The sequence below is a fragment of the Nocardioides aquiterrae genome, assembly GCF_039526625.1.
Classification (GTDB): Bacteria; Actinomycetota; Actinomycetes; order Propionibacteriales; family Nocardioidaceae; genus Nocardioides; species Nocardioides aquiterrae.
In genome coordinates this window covers 11,984-27,328 of record NZ_BAAAJE010000027.1, presented here as the reverse complement: position 1 = coordinate 27,328, position 15,345 = coordinate 11,984, and the positions used below count along the sequence as shown (strand labels likewise).

The window sequence follows — 15,345 nt, the reverse complement described above, 5'->3', positions numbered from 1 at the left end:
CCGCGCCCACGACCCGAAGTACCGCACCACCTACCACCCCAACGGCGACGTCACCTTCCACCGGCGGACGTGATGACACCCTCAGACCGACGGTGGCGCCAGGACTCTGCTGCCCGAAGAAGCGCGGGAAGCGCACTCGTCGCGGCATGACAGTGATCGAATAGCCTGCGGCCATGGTCGCCCGGATTCCGATCGCAACCGCTGCACTCGTGCGCACCGGTCTCGTGCTGATGGCGCATCGGCATCCATCACGCCGGTGGTATCCCGACTGCTGGGACCTCGTCGGAGGACATGTGGAACCGGGCGAATTGCCCCACCAGGCAGTCAGCCGGGAGTGCCTCGAGGAACTCGGGGTCCGCATCCACGATCCCCAACCGATCCCCATGGCGTGCAGCGATCCGACGCTCGACATGTACGCGTTCCTGGTCACGCGGTGGGACGGAGAACCTGTCAACGCCGCACCCGAGGAGCACGACGATCTTCGCTGGTTCCGGGCCGGCGACCTCGCCGACTTGAAGTTGGCCGACCCAGCCAGCCTGTCGAGCATCCTGAACGCCGTCCAGAGCACAACCGATTAGCCGCTGCCACGGCGACTGTCGCTCATCGGCAGATCCGGCCGGGCGCGGATGCGGGCACCGCGCGAACATCGCCTGCCCAGCTCGGCGATGGGTCGCCACCCGTTTGCGCACGGACCGATCCGCCCTCAGCGGCGCCAGGCACGCAGCTTCCGCGCGGGGGCGTCGGCGGCGGGCGACTCGGTCTGCTCCCACACGCGCCGCCACTGGGCCACGGCCGGGCCGGACGGGTCCGGGATCGACCCGGCGGCGACGCGACGCCGCGCCTCCCACCAGGTGGTGCGGTCCTCGTCGAGGAGCGCGGCCACGGCGTCCTTGATCCGCGGCGCGAACTCGCGCACCGACTCGTCGGCGCCGCACACCAGCGGCTCGCCGAAGCGGATGGTCAGCTGGCGGCGGCCCGGCGCCGGCCACCCGGCGCCGCGCGGCATCGCCGCGAACGTGCCCCGGTGCGCGACCGGGACGACGGGGACGCCGTGCTCCTTGGCCAGGAAGGCCGCCCCCATGCGGAACTTGCCCACCCAGCCGTCGGTGGAGCGGGTGCCCTCGGGGTAGATGACCAGGCTCCAGCCGTCGGCCAGCACCTCGGCGGGGGTCGCGGCCATGGTGCCGCCGCGGCGGTCGATCGGGAACGTGTTGAACAGCAGCACCGAGCCGACGGCGCGCCACCAGGTGTCGAAGAAGTAGTCCGCCGCCGCTGCCACCGCCGTACGCCGGCGCCACTCGTCGGGCAGCGACAGCAGGATCAGCGGGGTGTCGAGGTGGGAGGCGTGGTTGGACACGAAGATGACCGGGCCGTCGACCCGGTCCAGGACGTCCAGCCCCTCGACACGGGTGCGCACCTGCGAGCGGAACAGCGGCTCGAGCCCGACCTTCTGCGCCACCTCGCGGGCGGCCATCGCGGGGCGGCGCCGCGACCAGTCGGTGCGGAACACCGTCGACCGGGCAGCCGGCACCCACTCCTCGGCCGAGCGCGGGACCTGCGCCCGGCGGCCCCAGCGCCAGCCTCGGGCGACGGTGCGGACGTCCGACACGGTCTCCTGGAGGAAGTTCGTCATCGCACGTCCGCGAGCAGGTGCGGCGGGTTGTGCAGGTAGGTGATCGACGGCGACGTGCCGACGGTCCCGGAGGCCATCTCGAGCGCGTCGGCCAGCGTGGACGCCGCGCGGAAGCCCAGCCGGGCGGCGGCCCGCCGGTCGGCGCCCACCCAGATCACCTCGTCGACGTGGTCCATGGCGTGGGCGGCCCAGTACCACATGTAGAACGGGTGGACGCCGTGGTAGGCGTGCGAGGTCCGGTAGAGGTGGATGTACCAGGGGTCGTGCGCGAACTGCTTCTCGTACTTCTCCCCCACCACCACCGGGTCCGTCGACTCCGCGAGGACCTCCTCGTAGAAGTCCACGTACGACGGGTGGTGCAGCTGGTTGAAGCCCTCGTTCAGCGGGTGGTACAGGATCACCGCGCCGCCCTTCCGGACGACCGGCTGGCCCCGGTAGGAGTTGAAGTAGTAGCCCAGGCCCATGCAGGTCGCGAGGATCGGGTTCATCGACGAGTTCACGTTGTAGGGGCCGAGGTACGGCACGCCCATCACCAGCACGTCGGACTGTCCCTGGACCTCGACCAGGTGCTGCTGGTGCACCTTCTCCAGCGTCCGCTCGTGCACCGCCTCGACCTCGCCGGCGTTCACGCCGGTCAGCCCGTAGACGGACCGCATGTCGTGGAACATCTTGTGCCGCAGCTTGTGCGGTGCCGCCGCCAGGCCGCGGCGGACGCCGAGCATCGTGGCCTGGTCGCGCACGGACCACTCCCACTCGCGCTTCTGCAGGAAGTCGAAGGGCTTGGGGAAGACGTCGTTGTTGAGCGTCGTCTCGATCTGGAACACCTTGACGTGCTCCTTGATCAGCCGGCCCATCCGCCAGGCCGAGTGGTGCATCGCCGAGTGCTTGTGGTCCATGAAGGACCGCGAGTGCACCATCGTCTTGGCGTTGTGGTGGTGGCGCAGGGAGTTGTACGACGCGAGCCCGATGCCGACCGACTTGTGCCCGCCGTCCATCGCGACCAGGTTCACGTTCACGTAGACCAGCAGGTCGGACTCCGCCGCGCGCTTGCTGATCTCGACATCCTCGCCCTTGTCGGTGGTGCCCAGGTGGGCGAGGTTGTCGCGGTCCTCGGCGTCGAAGTTGTACAGCTGCCCCTGCGGGTAGAACGACCGGAACACCCGCTCGCCGACGATGTGCTTGAGCTCCGCGGCGGTCATCCGCCGGTGCAGAGCGTTGGCGGCGATCAACCGGACGTCGTCGACTCCCGCCTCCGCGGCCATCGTGAGCACGTGCTCGATCACCCGGCCCCGGATGTCGGGAGCCTTCATGGTCGGCAGCGGGAGCGACAGGTCGTCGAACGCGATCGTCAGCCGCATCCCCGCGAACAGCAGCGCCGGCAGCGGCTCGGAGTCGTGCGGGTGCAGCAGCGCGTCGCGGATCGCCGCGTCCACGTCGGGCACGGCCGGGAGCGACTCGGGCGGGTACACGACCCGGGTGCCCAGCGGGAAGCCGTCCTCCAGCCGGAAGCCCAGCCCCTCGTGGACGACCAGCGGCGGGGTGCGGTCGTCCACCTCGAGGACGAAACCGGGGCGACTCATGGGGAGCTCCTCACTGGGACGAACGGGGGTCGAAGGCGACTTTGGCCGTGCCGAGGCGGCCGGCCGAGTGGGCGTGGTCGAGCGCTTCACGCCAGCGGTGCAGGGGGTAGCTGGCCACGCCCTTGGCCAGCTGCTGGACGGCGTCCGTGGCGACCAGGTCGGTCGCCTTCGCGAACGCGTCGTCGGAGCGGGCCGAGGCGTAGGTGCCGACCACCTCGAGCTCGCGGAACCACGCCGCGGACAGGTCGGCCGGGGCGGGCATCCCGGACAGCACGACGCGGCCGCCGGCGCGGGTCGCCTGCAGCGACGTCTCCAGCGACTGCTTGCTCCCGACGGCGTCGACGGCGACGTCCACGCCGCCCAGGAGGTACGGCGAGCTGAACTCCGGCTCGAGCTGGAAGGCACCCGTCAGGCGGCGTACCCGCCGGAGCACCTCGCCCGGGTCGACCACCTCGGTCGCACCGAAGGTCCGGGCCAGCTCCTTCTGCAGCGGGTGCTTGGCGACCACGATGATCTCGCCGGCGTCGGTGAGCTCGCGCAGCGCGAGGGTGGCGAACAGGCCCACGGACCCGGCGCCGCTGACCAGCACCCGGTCGCCGCTGCGGACTCCGGAGCGCAGCGCCGTGTGCACGGCGCACGCGACCGGCTCGATCAGGATCGCCTGCTCGTCGGAGAAGCCCTCCGGGACGGGGTGCAGCTGGCTGCGGTGCGCGGCGAGCTGCTGGCCCCAGCCGCCGCCGGTGTCCTTGCAGAAGCCGGTCTGAAGGCCGGGCGAGAGGTGCCCGACCGTGATCCGCTCGCAGCGGTTCGTCTCGCCGGCCGCGCACGCGGCGCAGGGCTCGACGCCGCGGGCCGCGCAGGTCAGCACGGGGTCGACGACGACGCGGGTGCCCTTGGGCAGGTCCTCGCAGTCCTCGAGCAGCTCGGCCACGACCTCGTGCCCGGGCACGAACGGCAGCGACACCACCGCCGAGAAGTAGAGGCTGGTCCGTCCCGACAGCGCGCCGAGGTCGGAGCCGCAGATGCCGGACAGCCGGGTGCGCAGCCGCGCCCAGCCGGGGCGGTCGACCCGCGGCTCCTCGATGGTCACCAGCCGCAGCGGCGCCGCGAAGCCGGACAGGACGCCGGGCATCCGGCCGCCGATCGCCTTGCCGGCCATGGTCCGCGAGACCGACCGGAACATCTCCAGCGCGAGCATCACGACCGATCACCCGCCGGGTTGAGCGTGCGGGAGCTCGAGGTCGAGCTCGCCCAGTCGACGATCGTCCACCGGTTGCGGCGGGCGTGCCGGAACAGCGGTACGTCGGGCCGCACGGCGACCGGCTTGCCGACCGCCTCCAGTAGCGGCAGGTCGGAGTGCGAGTCGGCGTAGCCGTAGGACGCGGCCAGGTCGATGCCGTGCTCCGCGGCGTACCCGCGCATCCAGGCGGCCCGCGACTCGCCCACCAGCGGCGAGGTCGCCAGGAACCCGGTGCACACGCCCCGGTGGTCCACCGCCAGCTGGGCGGCCTCGATGTGGTCGAACAGCGGTGCCAGCGGCCGGGTCAGCGGTGCGATCGCACCGGTGATGAGCACCGTCCGGTGCCCGGCGTTGCGGTGCTCGCGGATCCGCCGGACCGCCTCCGGGGAGAGGCGGGAGAGCACGTGGTCGGTCAGGTGCGCGTCGGCGATCGCCTCGAGGTCGGCGAGCCGCGCGCCGGCGTACTCGCGGTAGACCGAGCGCAGGAACGCGCTGCGCTCGCGGCGCTCGGCCCGCACCAGCCCCGGCAGCCGGGCCACCATCCGGCCGAGCTCGGCCACCCGCTCGCCGCCGTGCTGCTCGCGCAGCCGCAGCCACAGGTAGGTCTCGATGACGTTCGACGACAGCAGCGTGCCGTCCATGTCGAAGAACGCCGCCACGGCCCCGCTGCCCTCGGCGACCGGCTTCAGGGTCGGGTCCGCCGCCCGCTTGCGCGCCCGCCGGGCCTCGTCCATCCGGCGCACCGGGGCGGTCACCGCCGGGCAGTGCACGTCCTTGAGGTAGTGGTCCCAGTCGACGACCGCGGTGTCGAACGCGAACCGCTCCCGGTCCTCGGGCGACAGGGACTCGAACAGCGCCAACGTGCGCGCGTCCGAGAAGTGCAGCTCCGCCTGGGCGTACTCGTTGTAGAGGTCGAGGTAGCGGCGCAGGAACTCCAGCCGCCGGCCCTGCTGGTCGAGCTTGCGCGCGAGGTCGCGGGCCCGGTCGCTGCGCGGCGCGTGGCCGACCACGTAGTCGGCGACCTTGTGCGCGCGCTCGCTGGTCACCAGCAGCCGCTCGACGGCCTGCGCCCCCGCGAACCGCCACTCGGGCAGCCGCGCGGCGCCGCGGTCGCCGCCGGCGAACGGGTGCTCGTCGAAGTAGCTGCGCACGTCGTCGTACAGCCGCCGGAAGGTCAGCGGGTTGCGGCCGCCCGACGACACGTGGAAGTACGCCGGGCTGCCCGGCTCGGGCGGACTGGCCAGCACCGCGACGATCGCCGCGACCACGTGGTCGACCGGCACGATGTCGATCACGGTGTCCGCCGACGCCGGGAACTCCGGCAGCTCGCCGCGGCCGTAGGCCAGGATCAGCGGCTCGGCCATCTTGAAGCCCTCGATCCAGCCCGGGTACGGCGTCACGAGCGCGGACTCGATGATGCTCGGCCGGACGATCGACACCCGGTGCTGCTCGGCGTACCGCTCGACGACCCGCTCCCCCAGCGCCTTGGTGAACGTGTAGCAGTCGGTCCAGCCCAGGCTGCGGGCGCGCTCGGTGCCGACCCGCACCAGCTCGGCCTTCACCCACTCCTTGCGGGCGGCCTCGGTGGCCGCGGCGGCCGTGAGCAGGCCGGCCCGGCTGTGGGTCTTCTCCGCCTTCCTCCGCTCGCTCTCCAGCACGTACGACGTGCGCGAGCGGTGCTCGATCGCGGTGCGCTGGGCCAGGCCCCACGCCAGCTCGGCCTCGAGGTCGACGTCGTGGTCGACCGGCGCCTCCGGGATCACGCCCCGGCGGCGGCCGGCGACGTACGCCGTCGAGATGTGCACGTAATGGGGGTCGCTGCCGGTCTCCCGGATCCGGTCCAGGAGGTCGCGGGTGCCGACGACGTTGGTGCGGAAGCCCTCGTCGACCGGCGGGTCGAACGACACGTCCCCGGCGCAGTGCACCACGGCGTCCAGGTCGGTCGGCAGCGCCGGCACGTCGGACAGGTCACCGGAGAGCACCTCGACCCGGCTCGCCGCCTCCTGCACGTCGGCGAAGATCGGCTTCCGCAGCAGCGCCTCGGTGCGGGCCTGCGCGGTCGTCGAGCCCTTCGGCCGCACCAGGACCGTGAGCCGCGCTCCGGGCACCTCGGTGAGCAGCAGGTGGAGCAGCGCCTCGCCCACGAAGCCCGTGACGCCTGTGAGCAGGACGTGCTGTCCGTCGAGCCGAGCCGCCACCGGTGCATCCGTCACCCGCCGTAGTGTGCCCTGCCCGGTAGGTGACGGGCGAGTAACCCTCTCAGTCGGCGGGCCACGCGGCGCCGGTGACCTCCCCGCCGCGGACCTCCACGACCAGCCGGACGTCGGCGGTGCCCTTCTCCGCCAGGGCGTAGCGCCCGGCCGCCACCGCGGGGAAGACCAGCGAGGCCACCGCGCCGCCGACCACCGGCCGGCGGACGACGGCGACGTGCGGCCGGTGCACCGCCCGGAAGGACTCCCCCGCGGGCGCGATCTCGACCTCGCGGCCGGTCATCGCGTCGGGCGCCACCACCACCAGCGCCCCCACGTCGCCGCCGATGTCGAGCAGCACGCTGCCCTGGCCCGCGTGCGGGTTCTCGTGCGCGCTCATGACGCCGCGGTGGTGCCGGGCTCGGTCTGGTACCCGCCCCCGGGCAGGCCGAGGTACGGGAACGCGTCGAGCAGCGGCGCGTTGGTGTCGGTGGTGCCGTCCTGGACGGCGCTCGCGGCCCCGTCGGGCGTGTACGACGGGTCCACCAGCGGGATCGTCAGGCCGGCGACCGCCCGCAGCTCGACGGTGACGACGTCGTCCTCGATCCGGCGACCGTTCGGGAAGCCGGCGGCGTCGCCGCCGACCAGGCCGAGCGGGTTCGGGTCGTCGGCCGGCGGGACCGCGACGTTGAGGCGCAGCATGTCGGCCTGCACCGGGCCGGTGTAGTTCTGGAAGCCCGGCACGACGCCCTGCGGGATGCCGGTCAGCAGGATCGCGTTCAGGTCGGCCCGCGGCCGGTCGTACGCCGCGAGGTTCGGGAACACGCCCGGGTACAGCACCGGCAGCAGCCGGGCCAGCTCGGGCCGGTTGACGTACTTCTCGTAGCGGACGTCGCCGGACGGCCCGACGGCGTTCCAGCGGTCCTTCTCCGCCATCGGCACGATGACCTCGTTGAACAGCGGGTTGCCGAGCCGGCTGACCTGCACCCAGGGGCCGTGGTCGACGTACCGGCCCTGCTTCGAGTCGTAGACGCGGCCCTGGCGGCGGCTGGCCGTCGCCCACACGCCGATGACGGCCTTCGGGTCCAGGGGATCCGTGGGGCGCGCGCCGCCCCGGGTCAGCTCGGTGATCGGCACCTGGATCGCGATCGTGTGCACGTTGTACGACTGCACCGCGTTCACGCCGTTCATCGCGGGCATCGAGATCAGATGCGCCTCGTTGAACGGGCGCAGCGCGCCGAGGTCGAACACGCTGCCGAGATCGACGTGGAACGCGTCCGCGCGCTGGCCGGCGAACACCGACCGTCCGCCGAGCGTGTGCAGCGCCTGCGCGCCGAGCGAGGCGTAGTCGGGGGTGCTCCGCGGGCCCACGTTCACCGGCGGGCAGGCCAGGCCGGTGCCGAGGACCGACTTGTTGCCGTGGCGCACGCGGGTGACCGTGTAGTGCTGGGGCCGGTTCCAGGTCTCGTCGCCGATGTCGGCGATCGGGCCGGTGTTGTAGAGGAACGTCTTGGGGTTGCGGATCCGCGTCTCGAACCGGAACCGGTAGGTGACGTCCGGCTCGCCGCTGCCGGTGTTGCAGACGTGGATCTCGTAGAGCACGTCGTCGCCGAACTCGTAGAAGTTCGGCCCGCCGTCCGGCTTCTGCAACGGGATGAAGTTGGCGATCAGCGTGACCGTGTCCGGGCGGTCCGGGCTCACGAACGCGTAGACGTCGGTGCCGTCGGCGACCGGGTCCTTGGCCATCTCGGGGGCTTCGCGGTGCGAGGACATCACTCGCCTCCCGCCGCGTTGCGGATGCGGGCGGCGAGGTCGCGGTCGTGCACGACCACCTCGCGCTCCCCGACCAGCAGGCGCACCTCGCCGGACCGGTGGTCCGGCACCACCGCGAGCACCGGCTCGCGGGTCGCACCCGGCCTGGTCGTGGCCCCGGCCGCGGCGCCGCCGGTGGCGATCGCGACGGTTCCCGCGGCCGCGCCGACGCCGGCCGCCGCGAGGAACTTCCTTCGGCTCGTCTCGCTCATCTGACCCTCCCTGAGTCCGGCGCGGCCCGGGGGTGAGCCACGTCACACCGGATTCGGAGCGTGTGGCCGCGCGGATTTCAGGTCAGGTGCTTGAGCGCCTCTCGTCTGGACAGCCCGGACAGCCGGTCGCCCAGCCGGTCGACCTCGGCGCGGACCCAGTCCGGGTCCGTCCGCGCGTAGTCGCGCAGGGCCCAGCCCACGGCCTTGCGCAGCCAGAACGTCGGGTCGTCGACGTTCGCCTCGACCGCGTGCCGCAGCAGGTCGGTGTCGGTCGCCTCCCGGTCCCCGACCTGACAGATCACGGCGGCGCGCCGCAGCCACGGGTCGGCGTCGGTCGCCCAGCCGCGCAGCACCGGGGTGAGCTCGGCGCGGTGGGCCGCGAGCGCGTCGCCGACCAGGTGGGTCGCAACGTCGTCCACGACGTCCCACCACGCCCCGGTCACCACCAGGTGCCGGAACAGCGGCACGGACCCGGCGTCCAGCCACGGGCGGGCAGCCCGGTGCCCGGCCAGCGCGAGGGCGGCGTACCGCTCCTCGCGGTACTCCGCGGCGTCCCACAGCTCCCGGACCGTCGCCTCCCACGAGGCCCGGTCCTCCGGCGGGTGCTCGGCCAGCAGCGGCCGCAGGGCCGCCTTCAGCTGCGGCGCGGCCAGGCCCCGGTACGGCATCGCGGACTTCATGTACCGCTGCTGGGCCGCCGCTCGCTCCGGGTCGGCCCGCTCCGCCAGTGCGGCCCGGACGGCGGTCACGAGGGCGAGGTCGGCGGGCACGGCACGAGAGCGTAGTGACCGCCGCATGGGTGGGCGCAGAGGGGATCGAACCCCCGACCACCTCCTTGTAAGGGAGGTGCTCTACCGCTGAGCTATACGCCCGAGGCGCCGGGCCGCGGGCCCGGAGCGGGGCACAGACTACGCACGAACGGGCCCGGAAATGAAGTTGAACCGCAGGCGTCTCGGGTCACCTGCGGTTCAACAGGGACAAGACTAGACGGGGGCCCCAACGGCTGTCGCCGGTTCACTTGAAAACGCAAGGATTTTCGGCAATCCGGTCTAGACCGGAGCGTGAAACGGTCACAGAACGGCGGTCAGCTGCTTCAGATGCTCGTCGAGGTCGCGGCCGTCGGGCATCGCGTTGTGGACCGCCCAGCGGACCATTCCGTCGCGGTCGATCACGTACGACGAGCGGCTCGGGCAGCCCTTCGCCTCGTCGAACACCTCGAACGCTCGGGCGACCTCGCCGTGCGGCCAGAAGTCCGACAGCAGCGGGAAGTTCAGGCCGTCCTGGTCGGCGAAGGCGCGCAGGGAGTACACCGGGTCGCAGGAGATCGCGAGCACCTCGGTCTCGAAGGTGAGGAACTCCGCGAGCCGGTCCCGGATGCCGGCCATCTCGCCGGTGCAGACGCCGGAGAAGGCGTACGGGTAGAAGAAGATCACCACCGCCTTCCGGCCCCGGAACGACGAGAGCGTGACGTCCTGGCCGAACTGGTCGCGCAGCGTGAAGTCGGGCGCTGGTCCCCCGAGCTCGAGTCCGGTCATGGCACCATCCTTCCACCCGGTGCCGACCGGTCCCGACCGGGTCCTCAGTCGGTGTCGAGGTCCCGCTTGAGCACCTTCCCGGTGGCGTTGCGGGGCAGCTCGTCGAGGAAGACGATCTCGCGCGGCACCTTGTAGCGCGCCAGGTTGTCCTTCACGTGCGCCTTGAGCTCGTCCTCGCTCACGTCGCCGTCGACCACCACGAACGCGCGCAGCCGCTTGCCGAAGTCCGGGTCGTCGACGCCCACCGCGGCCACCTCGACCACGGCCGGGTGCCGCACCAGGCAGTCCTCGACCTCCTTGGGGAAGACGTTCTCGCCACCGGACACGATCATCTCGTCGTCGCGGCCCTCGACGTGCAGCCGGCCGTTCTCGTCGAACCGCCCCACGTCGCCGGTGGACATCAGGCCGTCCACGACCTCCTTGTGGCCGCCGCCAGTGTAGCCCTCGAAGAGCAGGCCGTTGCCGACGAAGATCCGCCCGACCTCACCGGTCGGCAGCTCCTGGCCGTCCTCGCCGAGGATCTTCACGACCGTCGCGTACGGCGGCTTGCCGGCCGCCGAGGGCGCCTCGCGCAGGTCGACCGGCGTGGCGATCGAGGCGTAGGCGACCTCGGTCGAGCCGTAGATGTTGTAGAGGTTGTCGCCGAAGTGGTCCATCCAGTCGGTGGCCAGGTCGCCCGGCAGCGCGGAGCCCGACGACGCGACCACCTTGACCCGCGACAGGTCGTACTTCCGCAGCGTCTCCTCCGGCAGCGCCATCATCCGCTGCAGCATCACCGGGATCACCACCAGCGAGTCGCAGCGCTCGTCCTGGGTGACCGCCAGGCACCCCTCGGGGTCGAACTTCCGCTTGAGCACGACCGTGGAGCCGAGCAGCATCGACAGCGCGAGGTGCGCGAAGCCCCAGGTGTGGAACAGCGGCGCGGCGATGTGGGTGCGCCAGCCGTACCGCAGCGGCATCCGCGACAGCAGCGACACGGCCGCGTCGATGCCGGCCTCGCTGCGCGGCGCGCCCTTCGGCGTACCGGTGGTGCCGGAGGTGAGGATCACGGTCCGTCCGTGCCGCTCGGCCGGGGGGACGTCGTCGCCCGGCTGGGACGCGATCAGCGCCTCCAGCGTGTGCCCGTCGGCGTCGCCGTCGGTCCACGCGAGCACCGAGGTCCCGACGTCGGCCTTCTCGAGCAGGTGGGTGAACTCCTCGTCGTGCACGACGAGCGTCGGCTGCTCGCGCTCGAGCACGTCGACCAGCTGCGGGCCCGCGAACGCGGTGTTCAGGTAGAGGATGTCGGCGCCGAGCTTGGCGGTGGCGATGGACGCGTCGACGAAGCCGCGATGGTTGCGGCACATCAGGGCGACGCTGTCGCCCTCGGAGACCCCCAGCTCGGCGAACGCGCGGGCCAGCGCGTTCGACCGGCGGTGCACGTCGTCGAACGTGAGCGAGCCGAGCTCGTCCACGATCGCCGTACGGTGCGGGTCGAGCAGCGCGGCCGCGGTGAACCCGCCGGCGGGTCCGGTGCCCCAGTCGCGCAGCGCCTTCGCGGCCCGGGCGAGGGCGGCCGGGCGGTGCGGGCGGATCACCCCCGCCTGCGTGAGCACCTTCGCGGTGGTGCCGGTCGCCGACGCGCCGGTGAGAACCTTCTGGAGGACGTCCTGGAGCACGCGTTGCCTTTCTGAGCCGGGTCCGAGCCGGTCCAACGAGCGGCGGCCCGCTAGGACACCGTCTTGGGTGCGATCAGCCTCGTGGCGGCCCAGTCCTTGCTGACGGCGGCCGTCGTGGTCTGCGAGAGCCCCGCGATCGGCGCGGCCTCGGCGATGTCGGTCGGGTCCACGGCGTTCGCGCGGCCGACCTTCGGGGTGAGCAGCCAGATGGCGCCACCGCCGACCAGGTCGGTGAGCGCGTCCACGAGGCTGTCGACCAGGTCGCCGTCCTCGTCGCGGAACCACAGCACCACGGCGTCGACCACGTTGCCGTAGTCGCCGTCGACCATGTCCGCGTCGATGGCGTCCTCGATGGCGATCCGGAGCTCGTCGTCGGAGTCGGAGTCCCAGCCCAGCTCCTGGACGACCATGCCGGGCTTCATGCCCAGGCGCTCCGCTGCACCCGCAGCGGGCCCGTCGGTCTGGGTGGGTCCGCCACCCGGTGTCGCGCTCACGTTCCGCCTCCTTGAGGATCCGTCGACCCATCGGTCGAAGTGGGGAGTAGTCCACCGGAGTTGCGGCAGGGGCGCAACCCGTGGTCACGGCGAGCGGGCCGGAAATGCCTACCGTCCAGTAACTCGACCAGCAAATTTCTTGCCCATCGGGGGCGTGCGACGATGGCGGGGTGACCGAAGACGCAACCCCCACTTCGGGTGCAGACAGCAAGCGGAGCGGCGTGATCCCGACCGTCATCCACGAAGGCCTGCCCACCCAGCTGCCCGATATCGACCCGGACGAGACGCACGACTGGCTCGACTCCTTCAACGCGCTCGTCGACGAGCGCGGCCGCGAGCGCGCCCGCTACGTCATGCTGCGCCTGCTCGAGCGCGCCCGCGAGTCGAACGTCGGCGTCCCCGCGCTGCGCAGCACCGACTACATCAACACCATCCCGCCGGAGCGCGAGCCGTGGTTCCCGGGCGACTACGAGATCGAGCAGCGGATCCGCGCCTACCTGCGCTGGAACGCCGCCGTGATGGTGTCGTCGGCGAACCGCAAGGGCCTCGAGGTCGGCGGACACATCGCGACGTACCAGTCCTCGGCGAGCCTCTACGAGGTCGGCTTCAACCACTTCTTCCGCGGCAAGGACCACCCGGGCGGCGGCGACCAGGTCTACATCCAGGGCCACGCCTCCCCCGGCATCTACGCTCGCGCATACCTCGAGGGCCGGCTGACCGAGGAGCAGCTGTACCGCTTCCGCCAGGAGGTGCAGCACGGCCCGCACGCCGGCCTGTCGTCGTACCCCCACCCCCGGTTGATGCCGGACTTCTGGGAGTTCCCGACGGTCTCGATGGGCCTGACGGCCCTCAACTCGATCTACCAGGCGCGGTTCAACCGCTACCTGCACAACCGCGGCATCAAGGACACCTCCGAGCAGCGCGTCTGGGCGTTCCTCGGCGACGGCGAGATGGCGGAGCCGGAGTCGCTCGGCGCGATCCGGGTCGCCGCCCGCGAGGAGCTCGACAACCTGGTCTGGGTCGTCAACTGCAACCTCCAGCAGCTCGACGGGCCGGTGACCGGCAACGGCAAGATCATCCAGGAGCTGGAGGCCAACTTCCGCGGCGCCGGCTGGAACGTCATCAAGGTCATCTGGGGCCAGGGCTGGGACCAGCTCCTCGCCCGCGACGTCGACGGCGTGCTGGTCAACAAGATGAACACCACGCCCGACGGCGCGTTCCAGACGTACTCCGTCGAGGACGGCGCCTACGTCCGGGAGAACTTCTTCGGGCCCGACCCGCGGCTGCGCAAGATGGTCGAGCACATGTCCGACGCGCAGATCCAGAAGCTCCCGCGCGGCGGGCACGACTACCGCAAGGTGTACGCCGCCTTCGACGCGGCCACCAAGCACGTCGGCCAGCCGACCGTGATCCTGGCCAAGACCATCAAGGGCTGGACGATCGACGCGCTGGAGGGCCGCAACGCGACCCACCAGATGAAGAAGCTGACCCAGGACGACCTCAAGAAGTTCCGGGACCGCCTCTACCTGCCGATCTCCGACCGCGACCTCGAGCGGTCCTACGAGGAGACGGGCGCGGCGCCGTTCTTCCACCCGGGCCCGAACTCGCCCGAGATCGAGTACATGATGGAGCGCCGCAAGGCGCTCGGCGGCTCGCTCCCCAAGCGGGTCGTGCGGGCCAAGAACCTCACCCTTCCGGGCGACGAGGTCTACGCCGACCTCAAGCAGGGGTCGGGCAAGAACAAGGTCGCGACCACCATGGCGACCGTGCGCCTGCTCCGGGACTGGATGAAGGACCCGGAGATCGGCAAGCGGATCGTGCCGATCGCCCCGGACGAGTACCGCACGTTCGGCATGGACTCGATGTTCCCGAGCGCGAAGGTCTACAACCCGGGCGGACAGCAGTACGAGTCGGTCGACCGGAAGTTGTTGCTCTCCTACAAGGAGTCGGCGCAGGGCCAGATGCTGCACGAGGGCATCTCGGAGGCCGGTGCGGTGGCGTCGGCGACCGCGGCGGGCTCGGCATACGCGACGCACGGCGAGCACATGATCCCGTTCTACATCTTCTACTCGATGTTCGGCTTCCAGCGCACCGGTGACTCGATCTGGGCGATGGCCGACCAGCTCGCGCGCGGCTTCCTGATCGGCGCCACCGCCGGTCGCACCACGCTGACCGGCGAGGGTCTCCAGCACGCCGACGGACACTCGCCGTTGCTCGCGGCGACCAACCCGGCGGTCGTGCACTACGACCCGGCGTTCGCCTACGAGATCAGCCACGTGATGAAGTCCGGCCTCGAGCGGATGTACGGCGAGGACCAGGAAGACGTGATCTTCTACATCACCGTCTACAACGAGCCGGTGTCGCAGCCGGCCGAGCCGGACGACGTCGACGTCGAGGGGATCCTCAAGGGCATCCACAAGGTCTCGACCGCCGAGGGCGACGGCCCGCGGGTCCAGCTGCTCGCCTCCGGCGTCGGCTACCCGTGGATCGAGGAGGCCCAGCGGATCCTCGCCGAGGAGTGGGGCGTCCGCGCCGACACCTGGTCGGTCACCTCGTGGAACGAGCTGGCCCGCGACGGCGTCGCCGCCGAGGAGTGGAACCTGCTCCACCCGGGCGAGAGCCCGCGCACGGCGTACGTCTCGGACAAGCTGAGCGGCCACGACGGCCCGGTCGTCGCGGTCTCCGACTACATGCGCGCCGTGCCCCTGCAGATCGCGCGGTGGGTCCCGGCGGACTACCGGGTCCTCGGCGCCGACGGGTTCGGGTTCGCCGACACCCGCCCCGCCGCCCGCCGGTACTTCCACATCGACGCCGAGTCGGTGGTCGTGCAGACCCTGCAGGCGCTCGCCGACGCGGGCGAGATCGAGCGCTCGAAGGTCGAGGAGGCGTTCGCGAAGTACCGCATCGACGACCCGACCGCGGTCGCCGGGGTGAAGCAGGAGGGCGGCGACGCCTGACGCGCCGCCGTGCAGGAATCCCCGGTCGACCGGGG

General features: G+C 71.8%; 13 protein-coding genes and 1 tRNA gene. 2 read left to right on the top strand and 12 right to left on the bottom strand.

Annotated elements, in window-relative coordinates; all coding sequences use genetic code 11:
• Nucleotides 1-173 precede the first annotated feature (173 nt).
• A complete protein-coding gene (locus ABD086_RS21520; protein ID WP_343910051.1) occupies nt 174-578 on the top strand; it encodes an NUDIX domain-containing protein in 405 nt (134 codons plus the stop codon).
• Nucleotides 579-703: 125 nt separating this feature from the next.
• Here ABD086_RS21520 and ABD086_RS21515 read toward each other — a convergent pair whose 3' ends face one another.
• The 12 genes from ABD086_RS21515 to ABD086_RS21460 form a co-directional block, all read right to left on the bottom strand.
• Nucleotides 704-1,633, bottom strand: a complete 930-nt coding sequence (locus tag ABD086_RS21515) for a lysophospholipid acyltransferase family protein (RefSeq protein ID WP_343910049.1) — start codon at nt 1,631-1,633, stop codon at nt 704-706.
• Nucleotides 1,630-3,213 (bottom strand): NPN-dependent hydroxyacid isomerase, LarAH14/15/16 family, encoded by a 1,584-nt coding sequence (larAH, locus tag ABD086_RS21510; protein ID WP_343910047.1) that lies wholly within the window; start codon nt 3,211-3,213, stop codon nt 1,630-1,632. The genes ABD086_RS21515 and larAH overlap by 4 nt, the downstream gene beginning before the upstream one ends.
• Nucleotides 3,214-3,223: 10 nt before the next feature.
• Entirely contained in the window at nt 3,224-4,411 is a 1,188-nt protein-coding gene (locus ABD086_RS21505; RefSeq protein WP_343910053.1) for a zinc-dependent alcohol dehydrogenase, read from the bottom strand.
• Nucleotides 4,411-6,666: an HAD-IB family hydrolase gene (locus ABD086_RS21500; RefSeq protein WP_343910045.1), complete on the bottom strand. Its 2,256-nt coding sequence runs from the start codon at nt 6,664-6,666 to the stop codon at nt 4,411-4,413. The genes ABD086_RS21505 and ABD086_RS21500 overlap by 1 nt, the downstream gene beginning before the upstream one ends.
• A 46-nt stretch (nt 6,667-6,712) precedes the next feature.
• Nucleotides 6,713-7,042, bottom strand: coding sequence for a hypothetical protein (locus ABD086_RS21495; RefSeq protein ID WP_343910043.1), 330 nt, complete (start codon nt 7,040-7,042; stop codon nt 6,713-6,715).
• The gene (locus ABD086_RS21490) at nt 7,039-8,415 is read right to left on the bottom strand and encodes a DUF4331 domain-containing protein (RefSeq protein WP_343910042.1); all 1,377 of its coding nucleotides are present in this window, start codon (nt 8,413-8,415) and stop codon (nt 7,039-7,041) included. The genes ABD086_RS21495 and ABD086_RS21490 overlap by 4 nt, the downstream gene beginning before the upstream one ends.
• Nucleotides 8,415-8,666 carry a hypothetical protein gene (locus ABD086_RS21485; protein ID WP_343910040.1) on the bottom strand — a complete coding sequence of 84 codons (252 nt, stop codon included), beginning with the start codon at nt 8,664-8,666 and terminating at the stop codon, nt 8,415-8,417. Before ABD086_RS21485 ends, ABD086_RS21490 begins: the two co-directional genes overlap by 1 nt.
• Nucleotides 8,667-8,743: 77 nt before the next feature.
• Nucleotides 8,744-9,436 (bottom strand): DNA alkylation repair protein, encoded by a 693-nt coding sequence (locus ABD086_RS21480; protein WP_343910038.1) that lies wholly within the window; start codon nt 9,434-9,436, stop codon nt 8,744-8,746.
• Nucleotides 9,437-9,466: 30 nt separating this feature from the next.
• A tRNA-Val gene (locus ABD086_RS21475) sits at nt 9,467-9,538 on the bottom strand.
• A gap of 198 nt (nt 9,539-9,736) precedes the next feature.
• Nucleotides 9,737-10,201, bottom strand: a complete 465-nt coding sequence (locus ABD086_RS21470) for a peroxiredoxin (protein WP_343910036.1) — start codon at nt 10,199-10,201, stop codon at nt 9,737-9,739.
• Nucleotides 10,202-10,245: 44 nt separating this feature from the next.
• Nucleotides 10,246-11,859, bottom strand: a complete 1,614-nt coding sequence (locus ABD086_RS21465) for an AMP-binding protein (RefSeq protein WP_343910034.1) — start codon at nt 11,857-11,859, stop codon at nt 10,246-10,248.
• 50 nt (nt 11,860-11,909) lie between these two features.
• Nucleotides 11,910-12,353, bottom strand: coding sequence for a DUF3052 domain-containing protein (locus ABD086_RS21460; RefSeq protein ID WP_343910032.1), 444 nt, complete (start codon nt 12,351-12,353; stop codon nt 11,910-11,912).
• 170 nt (nt 12,354-12,523) lie between these two features.
• Between ABD086_RS21460 and aceE the strand changes: the two genes are divergently transcribed.
• Nucleotides 12,524-15,310, top strand: coding sequence for a pyruvate dehydrogenase (acetyl-transferring), homodimeric type (gene aceE / locus ABD086_RS21455; RefSeq protein WP_425571675.1), 2,787 nt, complete (start codon nt 12,524-12,526; stop codon nt 15,308-15,310).
• Nucleotides 15,311-15,345: the final 35 nt, after the last annotated feature.